We start from the raw sequence: 17,596 nt of genomic DNA on the forward strand, positions 1-17,596 counted from the left end.
GCGCGGCTCAGAGGGTCCAGTTCCGGATCTCGGGCAGGTCCTCGAGGTGCTCCACCACATACGTCTCGTGCTCGGCGAGCTTCTGCTCGCACCACGCCTTGAGCTCGGTGGCGCCGCGGGGCAGCCGCGCGGCGTTGTTGATGGCGTCCATGACGAGGTGGTAGCGCGACGCCCGGTTGCGGACCGTCATGTCGAACGGGGTCGTGGTGGTGCCCTCCTCGATGAAGCCGCGGACCCGGAACCGGTCCACGTCGGGGCGGCCGTGCACGAGCTGGTGGATCGCGCCCGGGTAGCCGTGGAAGGCGAACACGACGTCGACGCGGTCGGTGAACAGCTCCGTGAACCGGGTCGGGCTCATCCCGTGCGGGTGGTCCTTCGGCCGGGGCAGCGTCATCAGGTCCACGACGTTGACGACCCGCACCTTGAGCTTCGGCAGCCGCTCCCGCAGGATCTGGGCCGCCGCCACGGTCTCCATCGTGACGATGTCACCGGCGCAGGCCAGGACGATGTCCGGGTCGGTGGCGCCGTCGTCGGTGCCGGCCCAGTCCCAGATGCCGGCGCCCTCCGCGCAGTGGGCGGCGGCCTCCTCAATGCTCAACCACTGCAGCTGCGGCTGCTTGTCGATGACGATGAGGTTGATGTACGACCGCGACCGCAGGCAGTGGTCGGCGACGGACAGCAGGGTGTTGGCGTCCGGCGGCAGGTACACCCGGGCCACGTCGCCGCGCTGGGTGAGCACCACCTGGATGAGGCCGGGACCCTGGTGGGAGAAGCCGTTGTGGTCGTTGCGCCAGGCGGTGGAGGTGAGCAGCACGTTGAGGCTGGGAACCTTCGCCCGCCACGGCAGCCGCTTCGCCTCCTGCAGCCACTTGCCGTGCTGGACCGTCTGCGACGCGGACACCATCGCGAACGCCTCATAGGTGGCGAACATGCCGTGCCGGCCGGTGAGGTTGTAACCCTCCAGCCAGCCGTGGCAGTTGTGCTCGGACAGCACCTCCATGACCCGCCCGTCGCGGCCGATCGCGACGTCCGCGTCGGTGACCCGCTCCATGAACGCCCGGTCGGACGCCTCGAAGACGGCGCCGAGCCGGTTGCTGTTGGTCTCGTCCGGGCAGAACAGCCGGAACCGGTCCGGGTTGTCGCGGTACACGTCGCGCAGCAGCTCCCCGAGCCGCCGGGTGGACTCCGCGTGGGCACCGCCGGGCTTCTTCACCTCGACGGCGTAGTCGCGGAAGTCGGGCAGGTCGAGGGCGCGGGTGAGCAGGCCGCCGTTGGCGTGCGGGCTGGCGCTCATCCGCAGGTGGCCGTCGGGGGCGAGACCGCGCACGAGCGCGACCGGCGCACCGGCGGCGTCGAAGAGCTCCTCCGGCCGGTACGAGCGCATCCAGCGCTCCAGGATCGCCAGGTGCTCCGGGTTGTCCCTCACCCCGGACAGCGGCACCTGGTGCGACCGCCACGTGCCGGTGACCTGGACGCCGTCGACCTGGTCGGGTCCGGTCCAGCCCTTCGGCGACCGCAGGACGATCAGCGGCCAGTGCGGCCGCCGGCCGTTCCAGCCGCCGTCGCGGGCGGAGCGCTGGATCGCGCGGATCTTTCCCCACGCCTCGGCGAGCGTGGCCGCGAACCGGTGGTGCATGCCCGGCAGGTCGTCGCCGCCGACCTCGAGCACCTCGTAGCCGTGGCCCTCGAACAGCGACCGGACCTCGGCCGGGTCCTTGCGGCCCAGCACCGTCGGCCCGGCGATCTTCGCGTCGTTGAGGTGCAGGATCGGCAGGACCGCACCGTCATGGGTGGGGTTGATGAAGGAGATGCCCTTCCAGGACCCTTCGAGCGGACCGGTCTCCGCCTCACCGTCGCCGACGACCGCGATCGTCAGCAGGTCCGGGTTGTCCATCACGGAGCCGAACGCGTGCACCAGCACGTAGCCGAGCTCGCCACCCTCGTGGATGGAGCCCGGTGTCGTGACGGACACGTGGCTGGGGATGCCACCGGGGCTGGAGAACTGCCGGAACAGCCGCAGCAGCCCGTCGGTGTCCTGGGACACCGCCGGGTAGATGTCGCTGTAGGTGCCCTCCAGGTAGCCGGCCGCGACCAGAGCCGGACCACCGTGACCGGGCCCGGCCAGGTAGATCGCCTCCTGGCCGGTCCGCCGGATCAACCGGGACACGTGCGCGTAGATCAGCGACAGGCCGGGGCTGGTGCCCCAGTGGCCGAGCAGCCGCGGCTTGATGTCGTCCGGCTCGAGAGCCCGGCGCAGCAGCGGGTTGGCCTTGAGGTAGATCTGGCCGATGGTCAGGTAATTGTTCGCTCGCCACCACGCGTCCAGCTGGGCGATCTCGTCGTCACTGGGCCGGGCGAGCGCTTCGGTCAGCTGCTCGTCGGTGGTGCGGTCCGCGACACTGGTCACCGGACGTCCCTTCGTCGATGTGCGTGCAGTCCGTCCCGGGCCCGAGGTTACGCGGCACGGCGGGGGCCCGCCGCCGGTCTGCGGCGGCCACCTCGACAATCGCCCGGACACGGTTCCGGCGGCAGGGCCGGAAGTCCCCCGCCCCCGGGCCCACGGGCCCGGCGGCGACCGGCTGTCAGGCGATCGGCGCGGTTCACGCACATTCGGCCGTCGCCACCGCGTACCCGCGCCGGTCACCATTGGCTACACAAGGTGTTCGGTCACACACGGATCGGGAAGTCCATGTCGCATGTCATCCCTGAGGTCACCGATGTCCACGTCGGGCGCCAGGCGATCTACGACCGGCAGGGTGATGTCGCCGCCTACGAGCTGTTGTTCCGCAACGCGCCCGGTGCCCGGTCCGCGACGAACGGCGGGGTGCTGGCGACCAGCCAGGTGATGGTCGCCGCGTTCACCACCGTCGGCCTGGACGACCTCGCCGGCGGGCGGCGCTGCTTCATCAACCTGACCGCGGACTTCCTGCTCGGCGAGCTCCCCGTGCCGTTCGCCCCCGAACACGCCGTGCTGGAGGTGCTGGAGACGGTCGACGTCGACGACCGTCTCGTCGCGGGCGTCGCCGCCCTGGTCGAGCGCGGCTACGTCATCGCGCTCGACGACTTCGTGTCCGGCTCCGGGCACGAGCGGCTGTTCGAGCTGGCCAGCTACGTGAAGGTCGACTTCCTGGGCACCACCGCCGCGCAACGGCAGGCGATCCTCGACGTCCGCAAGGCCCACCCGCACCTGCGGTTCGTGGCCGAACGGCTCGAGACCCCGGCCGACGTCACCGAGGCGCACGAGCGCGGCTACGACCTCTTCCAGGGCTACGCCCTCAGCCGTCCCGCGGTCGTCACGGCCCGCACCCTGAGCGCGTCGCGGCTGCGCTGCGTGCACCTGCTGGGGCTGCTCATGGCGCCCGACGTCGGCCTGGATCGGGTCGTGTCGATCGTGTCGAGCGACCCGGCGCTGAGCTACCGCATGCTGCAGGCGGTCAACACGGCCGCGACGGGCACCGCGCACCGCGTGTCGTCGGTCCACGAGGCGGTCGTCATGCTCGGCACCGCGCAGATCCGCGACTGGGTCACGCTCATGCTGATCGGCGACCTCACCGAGGCCGGCGAGGAGCAGACGGCCGACATCCTCGTCCACGCGCAGCTGTGCCGGCTGATCGCCGAGAGCGGTGGCCTGTCCGGCGACGAGGCGTTCACCGCCGGCCTGCTCGACGCCGTCGCCGGGCTGCTCGGACTGCCCGTCGACACCCTCGCCGCCAAGCTCCCCCTCGCCGCGATGGTCCGCGACGCGCTGCTGCACGGCACCGGCCCGCTCGGCGACGTCCTCGCCGCCGTCAACGCCCACGAGCACGGCACCGCCGCCGACGTCACCAACGACGACGTCCTCTTCCAGCAGCTGGCCGCCCTGGCCTGGGCCACCCGGACCGTCCAGGCCATCCGCTCCAACTGACCGCCAGGCGTGCGGTCAGCCGGGCTGGCCGGGGCGGTCCACGATCGCCAGTCGCAGCTGGGCGGTGTCACTGATGATCCGGCCGCCCGGACCGCTCACCCGTTCGCCGAGGTAGGCATATGTTGCCCGGTCGAAGATGATTTCGCTGCGGGTGCCTTTGCCGTCGATGCCGACGGAGACGCCCGTCCGCCCCGCTGCGTCGGTGACGGACTCGACGACGGTCAGGCCGTTGACGCGGGCCAGGGCGGTGAACACCGCCGCGGCCGACGCGGGCGGCAGGTAGCCCTCCCGCAGCAGGTCACCGGCGATCGACCAGGCGTAGGAGTCCGGCGTGGACTTGGTCGACCGGTCGGACCCGTAGCGCTGCGTGATGAGGTCCTTGAACCAGCGCAGCATCCCGTCGGTGTCGGTCGGCAGGTCGGCGCGGTACACGGGCTGGCACGGGTGCCCCGGCGGGCAGGTGATGACGACCCGTTCCTCCGGACCGCCGGACTTCCGCCGGTCCGTGACGAGGCCGTCGCGGGTCCCGTCGGCGGACAGCCAGCTCCGGCGCAGGAACGTCACCAGCGGCCCGCCGTCATCCGCCGGGCCCTCGGAGTTGACGTGGATGGACTCGACGAAGACGAACTGGTCCGGTCGGACGCTGAGCGCCGGGGTACCGCCGACGTAGGCCGCCGCGTTGCGCAGCACGAGCTCCGACCGGGTGACCGGCGACGCCGACGGGTCCGGCGCAGCGGTGGGCGGCACGGCGGTGGGGTGGTCCGGACGGCCGGGCATCAGCCCGACCGCGAGGGCGAGCGCCGCGGCGGCGGCCACCGGCGCGAGCAGCCACCCGCGGCGGTGCCGGCGGGGCGGGGCGGCGAGCGCGGCCCGGGCGCGGGCCATGGCGATCGGATCGGCGGGGGTCTGGCCGGCCCGGAAGGAGCGCAGTTCGTCGAGCTCATTCATGGAAGGATCCGTTCTCGGAGAGGTCGATGAGCGCGTGGCGGAGGCGCTTGCGGGCGCTGTTGAGCCGGGACCGGACCGTGCCGATCGGGATGTCGAGGGCGGCGGCGATGTCCGCGTATCCCAGGTCCTGCCAGGCCAGCAGGAGCAGCACGTCGCGTTCCCCGGTCGACAGCCGGGCCAGCACGGCCGCGATCCGGCGGTGGGCCGCGGTCGCGGCGGCCCGGGCGACGACGCGCTCGTCCTGGTCGTCGATCGGGTCCACCCCGACGCGGGCGAGCGCGCGGTAGTGGCGGAGCTCCGTGCGGCGCTGGCGGTGCACGAGGTTGGTCGCGATGCCGAACAGCCAGGGCCGCGCGTCGGGCTGGGCGAGGTCATATCGCGCCCGCCGGCGAAACGCCACCAGGAACGTCTCGGCGTTGAGGTCGTCGGCGACCGAGTGCCCGACGCGGCGGGCGAGGTAGCCGTGGATGGCGGGCGCGTGACGGTCGAAGATGCCACCGAACGCGTCCGGGTCGTCCAGTGAGTGCCGGATCAGCTCGTTGTCGGCCGGTCGCGGGCCTGATGCTCGTTCGAGCGCTATCGGTACCGCCACGGGCGCTCACCCCCTCATGAAGACGCACAAACAGCATGTCGTCTGTCATTGCCCGCAGGGTCGCGACGGGTTCGAAATCCGTCTACGCGACTCGATGCGGCGCGCGGTCCGGGGCCGCGGGAAGGCGGGCCGGGCGGCGGGAGAGCAGGTATCCGGTCAGTGCGGCGGTGAGGCCGGCCACGCCTGCCGCGGCGAAGCCGCCCGCCGGGGTGGTGAGGTCGATCGCCACACCGACCAGCGGGGAGCCGATCGCGAAGCCCGCGCTCAGCGCCGAGGAATGCAGCCCGGCCGCCTCGCCACGCACGCCGGCCGGGGCCAGCCGGCTCACCGCGTCGGCGACCGTGGCCAGGGTCGGCGCGGTGAGCAGGCCGGCACCGACGACGGCCACGCACAGCCAGCGCCAGTCGTGGGCGAGGCCGGCCGGGAGCGTCAGGAGCCCGAGCAGCGCGAGCAGCAGCCACGTGGGCAGCGGGCGGGACAGCGCGCCGTAGGTCAGGCCGCCGGCGACGGACGCGACCCCCAGCACGACGACGACCACGGCTGCCCAGGACACCTGATGGGCCGCTTCGAGGGTGGCGACGATGGCGAGGTCGATGCCGCTGAGCAGGGTCGTGGTGCCGAACGCCAGCACCAGGGCGGCGATCATTCGGGCGTTCAGCCATTGCCGGCGCGGGGGGCGTGCGGCCGGGCCGGCACCGGTCTCCTCGTCGGTGCGCACGGGCGGGTTGAGCCAGGCGATCCCGGCGCCGCCGGCCGCGATCGTGGCGCCGGCCGCCCGCGCCATCGCCTCGGGCGACACCGTCGCCGCGCCCAGGATCACCACCGCCGGTCCGACGATGTAGGACAGCTCGCCCTGCACCGACTCCAGCGCGAACGCGGCCCGGCGCTGGCCGGCGGTCGTGGTCGCGGCGATCGCCTGCCGGGTCACCGACTGGGCCGGCACCATCAGCAGGCCCGCGGCGAAGGAGGTGCCGAGCAGAATCCCGTACGGCAGGGCCGGCACGCTGAGCCAGAACACGACCTGCACGGCGGCGGTTGCCAGCAGCACGGGACGCACGCCGCGCCGGTCGATCGCGCGGCCGAGCAGCGGTCCGCCGAGCGCCACGCCGGCCGTCAGCGACGCCACGACCCCGCCCGCCGCCGCGTAGCTCAGGTCCAGGCCCAGCACGACGTAGAGCGTCAGCGCCATCACGTCGGCGGTGATCGCGGTGCGGGCGAGCAGCGAGACGGCCAGCAGCGACGGCATCCCTGGCACGGCGAGCACCTGCCGGTATCCGGTCACGCCACTGACGCTAGGGCATCCGCCGCATCATAGGAACGCTGATATTCGCTGGGGCTGCCATAATGGCTACTTATGGCCAAGGATCTGGAGATCGGGCTGCTCCGGTCGTTCGTCGCCGCCGTGCGGGCGGGCAGCATCAGCCGCGCGGCGAGCGAGCTCGGATACACCCAGCCGGCGCTCAGCCAGCAGCTGCGCAAGCTCGAGAGCGTGGTCGGCCGGCCGCTGCTGTTCCGGTCGCCGTCCGGCGTGTCGCCGACCCGGGCCGGCGGGGAGCTCGTGCCCTATGCCGAGCGCATCCTCTCGCTGTCGGCGCAGGCGCTCACCGAGACCGGGCGCGCGCTCACCGGCCACTGCGGCGCCGGCTTGCTCGAGGACCTCGCCGCGTCCCAGCTCCCGCAGGCCCTCGCCGACCTTGCCCGGCTGCACCCCGGCGCGACCCTGGAGGTCCTCAGCGTCCCCACCGTCGCGATGCGGGAGGCGTACGACGCCGGCCGCGTCCATCTCGTGCTCGACGAGGTGGCGCACCTTCCCGGTCCGCCGCGCTGGACGGTGCGCCGGCCGCTGGTCTGGGCGGTCGGCCAGGGTGTGGACGTGACCGCCGATCCGCTGCCGGTGGTGCTGTTCTCCAACACCTGCGCCTGGCGCACCGCGGTGCTGGAGACCCTCGAACGCGCCGAGCGGCCCTGGCGGGTGGCGTTCGAGAGCAACAGCCTGGTCGGCGTGCTCGCCGCGCTGCGGGCCGGGCTCGGTGTCGCGGCGCTCATGCCGTCGAACCTGGAGCCGGCGATGGCAAGCCACGGCACGGACGTGCTGCCCGCCCTGCCGGACGTCGAGCTCGGCCTGGCCCGGCACCCGCGCTCCGACGGCGACCCGCTGGTCGACGCCGTCGAGACCGCACTCCGCCGCACGATCTGAGCCCCCGTCAACACACCGAGGTTTGACCTTGGAGACTTTGTCTGGTCAGGGGCAGACAAAGTCTCCAAGGTCAACTCGGATTCCGCGCGACGATCAACCGCTCGACGTGGTCCGCCGCGGCGCGGACGCCGCCCGCGGCCGTCAGCGCCGCGCCCAGCTCGCCCGCCCGCTGCCGGAAGCCGGGTTCCGCGAGCACCCGGGCGACGGCGCGGCCGATCCGGCCCGCGGACGGGCTGCCGGTGCGCAGGTCCAGGCCCACGCCGGACCAGGCGACCCGGCGGCCGGTCTCGGGCTTGTCCAGGGTCGCGCCGGCGACCACGAGCGGCACCCCGGCCTGCACCGCGGCGAGCGTGCCGCCCCAGCCGCCGTTGGAGACCACCGCGTCCACCAGCGGCAGCAGCTGGTCGTGCGGGAGGAACCTGGCCACCCGCACGTTGTCCGGGACCGGCGCCAGCACCGATTCGGCGGCGCCACCGGTGGTCGCGACCACCAGCGCCTCCCCGCCGGCGAGGGCCGCGATCGTCGGGCGCAGCAGGTCGTCCGGGTCGACGTCGAGGGTGCCCTGGGTGATGTGGACGACCGGCCGGCCCTGCGCGCGGGCGGCGGCCAGCTCGGCCCACCACGCGGGCAACGAAGCGCCGGGCTGCGGGGCGGGGGCGAGCCGGCCCACGTACCGCACGTGCGCGGGCAGGTCCGGGCGGGGATAGTCGAGGCCCGGCACGCCCTGCGCCAGCACCAGGTGCGGGGAGTACGCGTCGTCGAGGCTGCCGTTCACCCGCTGCGGCAGGCCGGCGTCGGCCCGGACCCGGTTGACCTGTGGGGCGAGCATCCGGCGGGACACTCCGGCGACGAGGGACCGCAGCGCCGCGTCACGGAGCCGCCCGACCGGTCCGGTGGCCGGCAGCAGCCGCGTCCCGGCCGGGGGCAGGTGCCGGCTGGCGAGGGTCAGGGCGGTGACCACCACCGTCGCCCAGGGCAGTCCGAGCGCCTCGGCGGCGAAGGCCGAGCCGAGCGCGAGCTGGTCGGCGGCGATGAGCTCGATCGGCCGGCCCGCCGCGCCGCTCTCCTCGACGATGGCGCGGATGTCGGCGGCCTGCCCGGCGGCCGTGCCGAGCAGGATCAGCTCGACGTTGGCCCGGCCGCTGCGCAGCCCCTTGCCGTTGCCGACCGCCGGGAAGGTGGCGGCGAGGTCCGCGTCGTCGAAGTCCTGGGCCCGCACCCACGGCCGGGCCTGCGCGCCGAGCGCGGCGAACCGCGGGACGTACTTCGCGCCCGTGTACGCCACGACCTCGTGCCCGCGGGCGATCAGTTCCGCGGCCAGTCCCGCGGTGGGACCGACGTGCCCGGCGAACGGCATGGACGTGACCAGGACGCGGCTCATGCCCCACAGCATGGCATCGAGACACGTGCCGGACCCGGCGGCCTCACCTCACGTGGGCACGGCCGAGCGCTCGACGGCGGGCAGCTGCAGCGCGGCTTCGTCCAGCTGCAACTCGGCGAGCACCGCACGCCACTGCCGGCGGTACCCCGCGGCCGCGGCCCCGTCACCGGACGAGGTCGAGACCCGTTCGAGGCGGGCCAGTCCGCGGGCGGCCGGCACCGCCGCGCCGATGCGCTGCCAGATGTCCACGGCGTGCCGCAGCGCGGTGACCGCGTCCGCCCAGCGGCCCTCGGCGGCGGCCAGGTCACCGGCGGCGCGCAGGGTCTCGGCGAGGCCGTCCGGGCGGTCGAGCTTCTGGTGCCCGGCGAGCGCCAGGTCCAGCAGCCGCGCCGCCTCACCCAGCCGGCCCTGCCGGACGGCCACGTCGGTGAGCGCCTGCTGGACGTACGCCGTGCCGAGATCGTCGCCGACCGCGACGCTGGTGCGCAGCGCCGCGGTGAGTGCGCGCTCGGCGTCGTCGAACCTGCCGAGGCTGGTGAGCGCCAGCCCGTAGTGATAGCGGCGCAGCGCGGTGCGCAATGACCGGTCCGGCAGCTCGTCGGCGGCGAGCGCCTCCTCCAGCACCGGCAGGGCCGTCGCGGCGTCCCCGGCGTCCCAGCGGGCGAAGCCGAGGCTGTCCAGGCTGTCCCCGAGCAGCCCGGCCGCCACCGGCTGGCTGCGGGCCGTCGCCACCGCCCGTTCCAGACGGTCGAAGGCCTCGGCGAACCGGCCGAGGCGCATGGCGGCGAGCCCGGCGTTGCGCAGGGCGAGCACCTGCAGCGGCACGTCGCCGAGCGCGCCCGCGACGGCCAACTGCTCGGCGGCGACGGCCGGCAGCCGGGCGTGCTCGTCGCGTTGCAGGTGGGCCTTGAACAGTCCGTCGAGCAGCCGGGCCAGCAGCCGGTCCGACCCGGTGGACCGCACGCCCGAGATCGCCGTGTGCAAGGTGTGTTCCCAGTCGTCGGCGTAGCACCGGTTGCCCAGGAAGGCCGACATCCGCAGCGCGAGCGCGCCGGCGACGTCCGGCAGGCCCGCGTGGCCGGCCTGCTCGACCGCCGTGACCAGGCCGGCACGTTCGGTCTCGAACCAGTCCAGGGCACCGGCGCGCACCGCCCGGACACCGTCCTGCGGCGCCGGCGCGACGCTCACGCCCGGGTCGCCCGTCGCGTCGCCCAGCAGTTCGTCGGCCGCACCGGCCAGCGCGAGCCAGCCGTCGAGCAGCCGGTGCAGCGCCCCGTCCCGTGCGGCCGGCGCCTCGTCGGCGGGATGCCGCTCGCGGGCGAACTCGGCGACCAGCTCGTGCAGCCGGTACCGGTCCTGCCCGACGGTGTCCCGGCCCAGCGGCTCCACCAGGTGGACCTCCGCGAGCCGGTCGAGCAGCGTCCGGGCCAGCGGCGCCGGCGCGTCGAGCAGTGCCTGCGCCACCCACGCCGGCCAGTCGCCGGCGGCGACCAGACCCAGCCGCAGCAACAGCCGCCGCGCGCCGGCGGGCAGCGCGTCGTAGCTCAGCGCGATGCTGGCCCGCACGTCGAGGTCGCCGACCGCCAGCTCGTCCAGGCGCCCCCGCTGCGCGGCCAGGCGCCGGCGCAGCTCGTCGAGGGTCGCGTCGGGGCGCACGGCGAGCCGGGCCGCCACGATGCACACCGCGAGCGGCAGCCCACCGCACAGCCGCACGATCTCGCGGGCCGCCACCGGGTCGGCGGCGACGCGGGCCGCACCGGCACCGGTGGCGAGCAGCCGGACCGCGTCGCCCGGCGGCAGCGCCGGCACCACGGACCGGGCCACGTTCAGCAGCGCCGCCAGGTGCCGCCGCGACGTCACCACCACCCCGCCGGCTCCCGGCAGCAGCGGGCGCACCTGCGCCTCGTCGGCGGCGTCGTCGAGCACCACCAGCGTCCGCCCGCCGGCGATGTGGCTGCGGTACAGCGTGATCCGCTCCTCAGGGTCCGTGGGCAGGTCCGAGCCGGGCACGCCCAGCGCCCGCAGGAACCGTTCCAGCACCCGCAACGGGTCGGCCGGGGTGTCGTGGCTGCCTCTCAGGTCGGCGTACAGCTGCCCGTCCGGATACACCGGGCCCAACCGGTGCGCCGCGGCCACCGCCAGCGCGCTCTTGCCGACCCCGCCCGGGCCCACCAGCAGCACCACCGGCGCGGCGGTGCCGGTGCCCTCGAGCCGCCCGACGACCTCGTCGAGCAGCGGGCCGCGCCCCGACAGCTCGACCGCCGGCGGGAGCTGCCGCGGCACCGGCCGGGCGGGTGGCGCGGTCGCCTGGCCCACCGGCCGGCCCCGAAGGATGAACCGCTCCGTGCCGCGCAGCAGCGGACCCGGCTCGACCCCGATGTCGTCGACGAGCCGCCGGTACGCGCGGCGGTACACGGCGAGCGCCTCGGCCCGGCGGCCCACCCCGGCCAGCGCCAGCATCTGGTGGCGGTACAGCCGCTCCGCGTACGGATGCGCGGTCAGCAGCGGCCCGACCTCGCGCAGGACCGTGTCGTGGTCACCGAGGGCGAGCGCGGCGTCCAGCTTCAACTCCGCCGCCGCGAGCCGCTCCCGGTGCAGCGCCTCACGGACCTCCGTCACGGAGGGGCCGTCGAGGTCCGCGAGGGCCGGCCCGCGCCACAGCGCCAGCGCGCGGTCCAGCAGCGCCGCCGCGGCGGTGTGGTCGCCCGCCCCGGCCGCGGCGCGGCCCTGCCCGGCCAGCCCACGGAACTCCGCCAGGTCCAGCCGGTGCGCCCCGAGTCGCAGCGTGTATCCGGTGGAGCGGGTCTCGATCAGCGCGGGGTCCTCGGCCCGGAACCGGCGGCGCAGCCCGCTGACCAGGTTGTGCAGCTGGGCCTTCGCCGACGCGGGTGGGTCCTGCCACAGCCGGGCGATCAACAGGTCGGCGGGGCTCAACCGGTCGGCGTCGATGAGCAGGGCGGCGAGCACCAACCGCGCGCGGCCGCTCCCGCTGGGCAGCGCGCGGCCCTGTTCGCGCACCTCGACCGGTCCCAGCAGTCCGAACTCCACAGGCCATTGATACCGCACCGCGGCGCTAACAAGCCGCTAACAACGACCGGATCGGGGCATCGCAACTCCGTTACGCTCGCCCGACGTTGCCCCTGGGCGGAGAGAACGGTGAGAGATTTCGTGTCGACGGACGGTGGCCCACGGTACGTCGGCCCGGCCGACGCGCCGCAGCGCTACGAGCTCGTGGAGCGCCGTGCCGCCGGCGGCGAGGGTGAGGTCTGGCTCGCCCGCGAGCATCACGGCGCCGCGTCGTTCCAGTACGCGGTGAAGATGATCCGGATCGACGACGACTCGGCCGCCGAGCGCCAGCTCGGGGAGCTGCGGCTGCAGGCGGCGCTCGCCACGCAGGTGGAGCATCCGGCGCTGGTGAAGGTGAAGGAGGTGTTCACCGGCCCGCCGCCGCACACCGCGGACGAGCCCGCGGACGCCGGCCGGCGGCTCTACTTCGTGATGAAGTGGATCGAGGGCCGGAATCTCCAGGAGGCCCTCGAGCGGGGCGACGTCGGCGGTCTCGACGTGCTCGCGCCGCTGGAGCGGGTCGCCGAGGCGGTCGACCACCTGCACAGCGGGCACGACACGGACGGTGCGGCGGTGATCCACCGCGACATCAAGCCCGCGAACGTCCTGCTCGCCGCCGACGGCCGGGTGTACCTGGTGGACTTCGGGCTGGTCCGGCTGCGCAGCACCGACCGGACCTCGCGGATCTTCGGCACCGCGCCGTTCATGGCGCCGGAGTCCCTCGCCCGCGGCGAGTACACCCCGGCCACCGACCGCTACACGCTGGGCGCGACGGTCTACTACGCGGTGACCGGCGAGGCGCCGGTCACCGGTGACGTGGAGGGCATGGCCGGGCGGCTCACGGCGGCGCTCGGACCGGGCAACGACCGGGAGGTCCGCGGCATCCTCGCGATGCTCGCGGCCCGGCCCGAGGCGCGCCCCGCGTCGGCCGCCGGCTGGATCCGCGCGCTGCGGGCGGCGCCGCTGCAGACCACCGCCGGCCTGGGCCTGGCGGCGCTGCCGCCGACCACCGGCCCGGTGTCCTCCGGCGCGCCCGTCGCCCGCCCGGCGTTCCAGGGCCCACCACCCACCGGCCCGGCGTTCCCGGGGCCGCCCGGCACCGGTCCGGTGTCGGGAGCGTCCGGGTATCCCATGCCGCCCGGTTCGTTCGCCGGTGCGCCGGCGTCGCCCCGGCCGGTGGCCTATCCGCTGCCGCCGCTCCCGCCGGGCGCCGGTGGGCTTCCGGGCGCCGGCCGGCCGAAGGGTGGCGCCGGCAAGGTCCTGCTCGTGATCGCCGGCGTCCTGCTGGCGGTCGTCGGCGGTTGTTGCTTCGCGCTGAACAAGCTGGGCTCGTCGTTCGACGACCTCGGCGGTGGACCCGGCGGCACCGGCCGGCCCGGTGCCACCCGCTCCTTCGACAAGAGCCGGCCACCGCCGCCGGTGACGCAGCTGCGCCCGGCGCTGGTCTCCGTCGGCGACATCGCCGCGGTCATGAGCATCGCGCCCAACACCGTCGAGTCGCGGTCCGACACCACCTATCTGCAGGGTGGACTGTCCACATTGGAGCTGTGCGCCGGCGGCGCGGTGCCCGGTGACGCCGTCGCCGGCACCGAGACCAACACCTTCAAGGCGAACGGCGCCGAGGGCTACCCGTTCGTGAGTTCGGCGGTGGCGGGCTTCTACAGCGACGAGGCGAAGGTCTACTTCAGCGCGCTGCGGACCACGGCACAGCGCTGTGGATGGCAGGAGCTGCAGACCACGGCCCTCGGCGAGGAGAGCCTCGGCGTCTTCACCGACGACGGCGGCAGCAGCAAGCTCGCCATCGTCTTCGTCCGCAGCGGTCAGGTGGTCATCGAGGTGGCGGTGACCGGGGCGCACTTCCTGGGCACCAACCACGGCAGCTACCAGTCCGACGTGATCCAGCTCGCCACCGCGATGTCGAAGCGGATCCCGAAGGGCGGCCCGTGACCGGAACGGCTCTGCTGATCGGCACCCCGGACGGGGAGCGCCGGATCGGCCCGGAGGAGCAGGCGCTGCGCATCGGCCGGGACCCGCTGTGCCGGATCGTGATCGAGGACCCCCGGGTGTCCCGCGAGCACGTCGAGCTGCGGTTCCAGGCCGGTGGCTGGCGGCTGCGCGACCTCGGCAGCAGCAACGGCACCTACGCCGCGGGCGCGCGGGTGGACGAGCTCGACCTCGCTCGGCCGTGCCAGATCCGTCTCGGCGCGCCCGACGGGCCGTCGCTCACCCTGCGCCCGGAATCGGCCCCGCCGCCGACGGTCGCGTCGGGCCCGGGCGCGGCCGGATCGTTCGAGGCCGGCCGGGTGCCGTCCGCGACGTACCACGCGGCCCGGCGCACCCGGATCGGGCGCGCCCCGGACAACGAGATCGTCCTGGCCGACCTGCAGGTGTCGCGGTATCACGCGGACCTGGTGCGCACCGGCACCGGGCTGCGGCTCGTCGATCTCGGCACCCGCAACGGCACGTTCGTCAACGGCCGCCGCGTCGACGACGCCGAGCTGCGCTCCGGTGATCTGCTCTCGTTCGGCCGGCACCAGCTCGTCGTCGACGGCACGGAGCTGCGCGAATACGTCGACACCGGCCGGGTCTCGCTGCGGGTGGACGGGCTGGGCGTCACGGTGGCTGGTGGCAAGCGGCTGCTCGGCGACATCGGGTTCGAGCTCGGCGAATGCCAGCTGCTCGCCGTCGTCGGCCCGAGCGGCGCCGGCAAGTCCACGCTGCTGGGCGCGTTGACCGGGTACCGCCCGGCGAACGAGGGCGCGGTCATCTACCAGGGCCGCGACCTGTACGCCGAGTACGACGACCTGCGCCAGCGGATCGGCCTGGTGCCGCAGGACGACATCCTGCACGCGGCGCTGACCGTGCGCCGGGCCCTGCGGTACGCGGCCGCCCTGCGGTTCGGCACCGACGTCACGACCGCCGAGCGGGAGCAGCGCATCGACGAGGTGATCGGCCAGCTCGGCCTGACCGGCCAGGCGGAGCAGCGCATCGACACCCTCTCCGGCGGCCAGCGCAAGCGCACCTCGGTGGCGTTGGAGCTGCTCACCGAGCCCTCGCTGCTGTTCCTCGACGAGCCGACCTCCGGACTCGACCCGTCCCTGGACCGGGACGTGATGGTGAGCCTGCGGGATCTCGCCGACCGTGGCCGCACCGTCGTCGTGGTCACCCACAGCCCGCTGCACCTCAACGTCTGCGACCGGGTGCTGGTGCTCGGGCGGGGCGGCAAGGTCGCCTACTTCGGGCCGCCCGGCGACCTCCTGCCGTTCTTCGGCGCCGACGAGTACGCCGACGTCTTCAAGCAGGTGTACGACGACCCGGACGGCTGGGCCGCGCGGTACGCCGGCACCGCGCCGCCGCGCCACGACCCGACCCGCGGCGAGGTGGCGCCGCAGCCGCAGCCGGCCGAGGCGCCGCCGCCGCGGCAGAGCTGGTGGCGGCAGCTGGCCGTGCTGACCCGCCGGATGACCGCCGTGACGCTCGCCGACCGGATGTACGCGGCACTGCTGCTCGGGTTGCCGCTGGGCCTGGCCGCGCTGCTGTACGTGATCCCCGGCGACGACGGGTTCGCCCGGCCGGACAACCCGCTCGGGCGCAGCGCCGAGGCCTCGCAGCTGACCGTCGTGCTCATCATCGGCGCGGTGTTCTTCGGGCTCGCCGGTGGCGTCCGGGAACTCGTCCGGGAGCGCCCGATCTACCGCCGGGAACGCGCGGTCGGGCTCGCGCCGGGCGCGTACCTCGGCTCGAAGGTGCTCGTCTTCGCCGCGGTGAACGCGATGCAGGCGGTGCTGTTCGTGGTCGTGGGCCTCGCCGGGCGGCCCGGGGCGCAGGAGGCGTTGGTGCTGCGCTGGCCGCTGCTGGAGCTGATCGTGGTGGTCTGGCTGACGGCGCTGGTCTCGACCGTGACGGGCCTGCTCGTCAGCGCGTACGTCTCGACCGGTGAGCAGACGATGCCGATCCTCGTGGGGTTGGTGATGGCGCAGCTGGTGCTCTGCGGCGGCCTGTTCGCCGTGGTCGGCCGCACGGGCGTCGAGCAGCTGTCATGGCTGGCGCCGGCCCGGTGGGGGTACGCCGCCGCGGCGGGCACCGTCGACCTGCGCGCGCTGGAGCTGAACCCGAGCGCGGACGCGCTGTGGAACCACACCGCCGCGGCGTGGTGGTGGGCGATGGCCGTCCTCGCGCTGCAGGGTGCGGTGGTCACCGGCGCCGGCAGGTGGGCGCTGCGGCGGCACGAGCCGGGCCGCTGACCGTCGGCGAAGACTGGAGACACTGGTGCAGCACGGGATGGACGGACGGCAGGTCGCGCTGCGGGCGGGCTGGGACAGCGCCTGCCAGTTGTACGGGTACCTCCACGGCGGCGGCGACCTCACCGCGCTGCCGCCGGGCGCGGTCCGGCTGAACCCGGACGAGGTGGCGTACGGCGACGCCCTGCTCGGCTATGCCCGCTTCTACGGGACCACGGCGACGTACCGGCAGAGCAGCACCTTCCTGTTCGGTTCCGCGACGTTCGTGGCCGCCGGGCTGGCCGCGAACGCGATCGCGAACTCCTCAGCGCGGCAGCGCGCGCAGGCGCAGGCCGCCCATCAGTGGCGCGACCAGGCGACCGTCCGGACCATCCTCACCAACCAGCGCCTGCTCTGCGACTACCGCGGGCAGTGGCTGAGCTTCTGGCACCAGGGTGTCGTGGAGTTTCAGGGCGACGTGGCGCAGTGGCTGTTCGTGCTGCGCTACGAGGTCGGCGACCCCGTCATGCTGCACGGCCCGGCGGCGCCGTGGTTCGCGGTGAGCATCGCCCGGCTGGTCTACGGCCCCGCCGGGCTGCACCTTCCGGCCCTCGCCCCGCTGGCCCACGCGGTCCTCGAGGCGACCCGCCACCAGCGGATGCTCGGCGGCCCGCCGGGCCCGCAGGCCCTCCCCCCGGCGTAGCGGCGAGCCTCGCCGCGATCACCAGGGGCGCACGGCGGGATCCGCGACGGCCGGGCCGATGGGGTCCGGCGGGGGCTGACCGGCCTTGGCGGCCTTGAGCTCGGCCCACTGGTCCAGCAGGGTCGGCATGCTCTCCTGGACCCAGTTGTAGAAGTCGCGCATGTCGGCCAGCCGCGATCCGGCGACGGTGCCGGCCCCGCCGGCCGCCTCGGCGCCCTGGGCCGCCGCGTCGGCGAGGGTCTTGAGCAGCGTCATCTTGGCGACGGTCACCTCATACCAGGAGTCGTCGACGAGCCGGTAGCGGTCCCGCCGCGACCCGGGGACGTGCTCGCGGTTGACCATGCCGAGGTGACCCAGGTAGCGCACGGCGCCGGAGATCGCGGCGGGGCTGGCGCTCAGGCGGTCGGCGAGCTCACCGGCGCTCAGGGAGCGCTCATCGGCGGCCATGAGCGTGAAGACCACCCGGCCGGCCATGCGCGGGAAACCCCAGTCGCCGAGAAGCCTGGCCATGTCCTCGACGAAGGCGCGTAACGCCGCCTCGTCCCGCTGCCGCCGCTGGGCCATCCGGTGTTCCATCCCTCAATT

Annotated in this window: 12 protein-coding genes; 5 read left to right on the forward strand and 7 right to left on the reverse strand. The window is 74.5% G+C overall.

The window, feature by feature from the left end:
- Positions 1–7: 7 nt before the first annotated feature.
- Positions 8–2,407, reverse strand: coding sequence for a phosphoketolase family protein (locus tag Dsi01nite_RS18810; protein ID WP_203847488.1), 2,400 nt, complete (start codon positions 2,405–2,407; stop codon positions 8–10).
- 282 nt (positions 2,408–2,689) lie between these two features.
- Between Dsi01nite_RS18810 and Dsi01nite_RS18815 the strand changes: the two genes are divergently transcribed.
- Positions 2,690–3,904 (forward strand): EAL and HDOD domain-containing protein, encoded by a 1,215-nt coding sequence (locus tag Dsi01nite_RS18815; protein ID WP_203847489.1) that lies wholly within the window; start codon positions 2,690–2,692, stop codon positions 3,902–3,904.
- A 15-nt stretch (positions 3,905–3,919) separates the two neighbouring features.
- Here Dsi01nite_RS18815 and Dsi01nite_RS18820 read toward each other — a convergent pair whose 3' ends face one another.
- The 3 genes from Dsi01nite_RS18820 to Dsi01nite_RS18830 form a co-directional block, all read right to left on the reverse strand.
- On the reverse strand, positions 3,920–4,852 hold the full coding sequence (locus tag Dsi01nite_RS18820) for a CU044_5270 family protein (RefSeq protein ID WP_203847490.1): 933 nt from the start codon (positions 4,850–4,852) through the stop codon (positions 3,920–3,922).
- Positions 4,845–5,444: an RNA polymerase sigma factor gene (locus tag Dsi01nite_RS18825; RefSeq protein ID WP_239135993.1), complete on the reverse strand. Its 600-nt coding sequence runs from the start codon at positions 5,442–5,444 to the stop codon at positions 4,845–4,847. Before Dsi01nite_RS18825 ends, Dsi01nite_RS18820 begins: the two co-directional genes overlap by 8 nt.
- 82 nt (positions 5,445–5,526) lie before the next feature.
- Positions 5,527–6,726 carry an MFS transporter gene (locus tag Dsi01nite_RS18830; RefSeq protein WP_203847491.1) on the reverse strand — a complete coding sequence of 400 codons (1,200 nt, stop codon included), beginning with the start codon at positions 6,724–6,726 and terminating at the stop codon, positions 5,527–5,529.
- Between the two features lie 72 nt (positions 6,727–6,798).
- Between Dsi01nite_RS18830 and Dsi01nite_RS18835 the strand changes: the two genes are divergently transcribed.
- A complete protein-coding gene (locus Dsi01nite_RS18835; protein WP_203847492.1) occupies positions 6,799–7,641 on the forward strand; it encodes a LysR family transcriptional regulator in 843 nt (280 codons plus the stop codon).
- A gap of 70 nt (positions 7,642–7,711) precedes the next feature.
- Here the strand turns inward: Dsi01nite_RS18835 and Dsi01nite_RS18840 are convergent, their stop codons facing one another.
- Complete coding sequence (locus Dsi01nite_RS18840; RefSeq protein ID WP_203847493.1) at positions 7,712–9,022, reverse strand: glycosyltransferase; 1,311 nt, start codon at positions 9,020–9,022, stop codon at positions 7,712–7,714.
- A 48-nt stretch (positions 9,023–9,070) separates the two neighbouring features.
- A complete protein-coding gene (locus Dsi01nite_RS18845; RefSeq protein WP_203847494.1) occupies positions 9,071–12,070 on the reverse strand; it encodes an AfsR/SARP family transcriptional regulator in 3,000 nt (999 codons plus the stop codon).
- A 108-nt stretch (positions 12,071–12,178) separates the two neighbouring features.
- Between Dsi01nite_RS18845 and Dsi01nite_RS18850 the strand changes: the two genes are divergently transcribed.
- Genes Dsi01nite_RS18850 through Dsi01nite_RS18860 form a run of 3 tightly spaced genes read left to right on the forward strand, consistent with a single transcriptional unit; the run spans position 12,179 to position 17,011 of the window.
- Entirely contained in the window at positions 12,179–14,035 is a 1,857-nt protein-coding gene (locus Dsi01nite_RS18850) for a serine/threonine-protein kinase (protein WP_203847495.1), read from the forward strand.
- On the forward strand, positions 14,032–16,332 hold the full coding sequence (locus Dsi01nite_RS18855) for an FHA domain-containing protein (protein ID WP_203847496.1): 2,301 nt from the start codon (positions 14,032–14,034) through the stop codon (positions 16,330–16,332). Before Dsi01nite_RS18850 ends, Dsi01nite_RS18855 begins: the two co-directional genes overlap by 4 nt.
- A 37-nt stretch (positions 16,333–16,369) precedes the next feature.
- Positions 16,370–17,011 (forward strand): hypothetical protein, encoded by a 642-nt coding sequence (locus tag Dsi01nite_RS18860; RefSeq protein ID WP_203847497.1) that lies wholly within the window; start codon positions 16,370–16,372, stop codon positions 17,009–17,011.
- Between the two features lie 18 nt (positions 17,012–17,029).
- Here Dsi01nite_RS18860 and Dsi01nite_RS18865 read toward each other — a convergent pair whose 3' ends face one another.
- Positions 17,030–17,587, reverse strand: a complete 558-nt coding sequence (locus tag Dsi01nite_RS18865) for a GbsR/MarR family transcriptional regulator (RefSeq protein WP_239135994.1) — start codon at positions 17,585–17,587, stop codon at positions 17,030–17,032.
- Between the last annotated feature and the right edge of the window lie 9 nt (positions 17,588–17,596).

This window comes from Dactylosporangium siamense (genome assembly GCF_016862795.1).
GTDB lineage: Bacteria > Actinomycetota > Actinomycetes > Mycobacteriales > Micromonosporaceae > Dactylosporangium > Dactylosporangium siamense.

Coding starts and splice junctions, on each gene's coding strand:
- Dsi01nite_RS18815 (WP_203847489.1), top strand. CDS start 2,690: ATGTCGCATGTCATCCCTGAGGTCACCGATGTCCACGTCGGGCGCCAG.
- Dsi01nite_RS18865 (WP_239135994.1), bottom strand. CDS start 17,587: ATGGAACACCGGATGGCCCAGCGGCGGCAGCGGGACGAGGCGGCGTTA.
- Dsi01nite_RS18820 (WP_203847490.1), bottom strand. CDS start 4,852: ATGAATGAGCTCGACGAACTGCGCTCCTTCCGGGCCGGCCAGACCCCC.
- Dsi01nite_RS18860 (WP_203847497.1), top strand. CDS start 16,370: ATGGACGGACGGCAGGTCGCGCTGCGGGCGGGCTGGGACAGCGCCTGC.
- Dsi01nite_RS18840 (WP_203847493.1), bottom strand. CDS start 9,022: ATGAGCCGCGTCCTGGTCACGTCCATGCCGTTCGCCGGGCACGTCGGT.
- Dsi01nite_RS18835 (WP_203847492.1), top strand. CDS start 6,799: ATGGCCAAGGATCTGGAGATCGGGCTGCTCCGGTCGTTCGTCGCCGCC.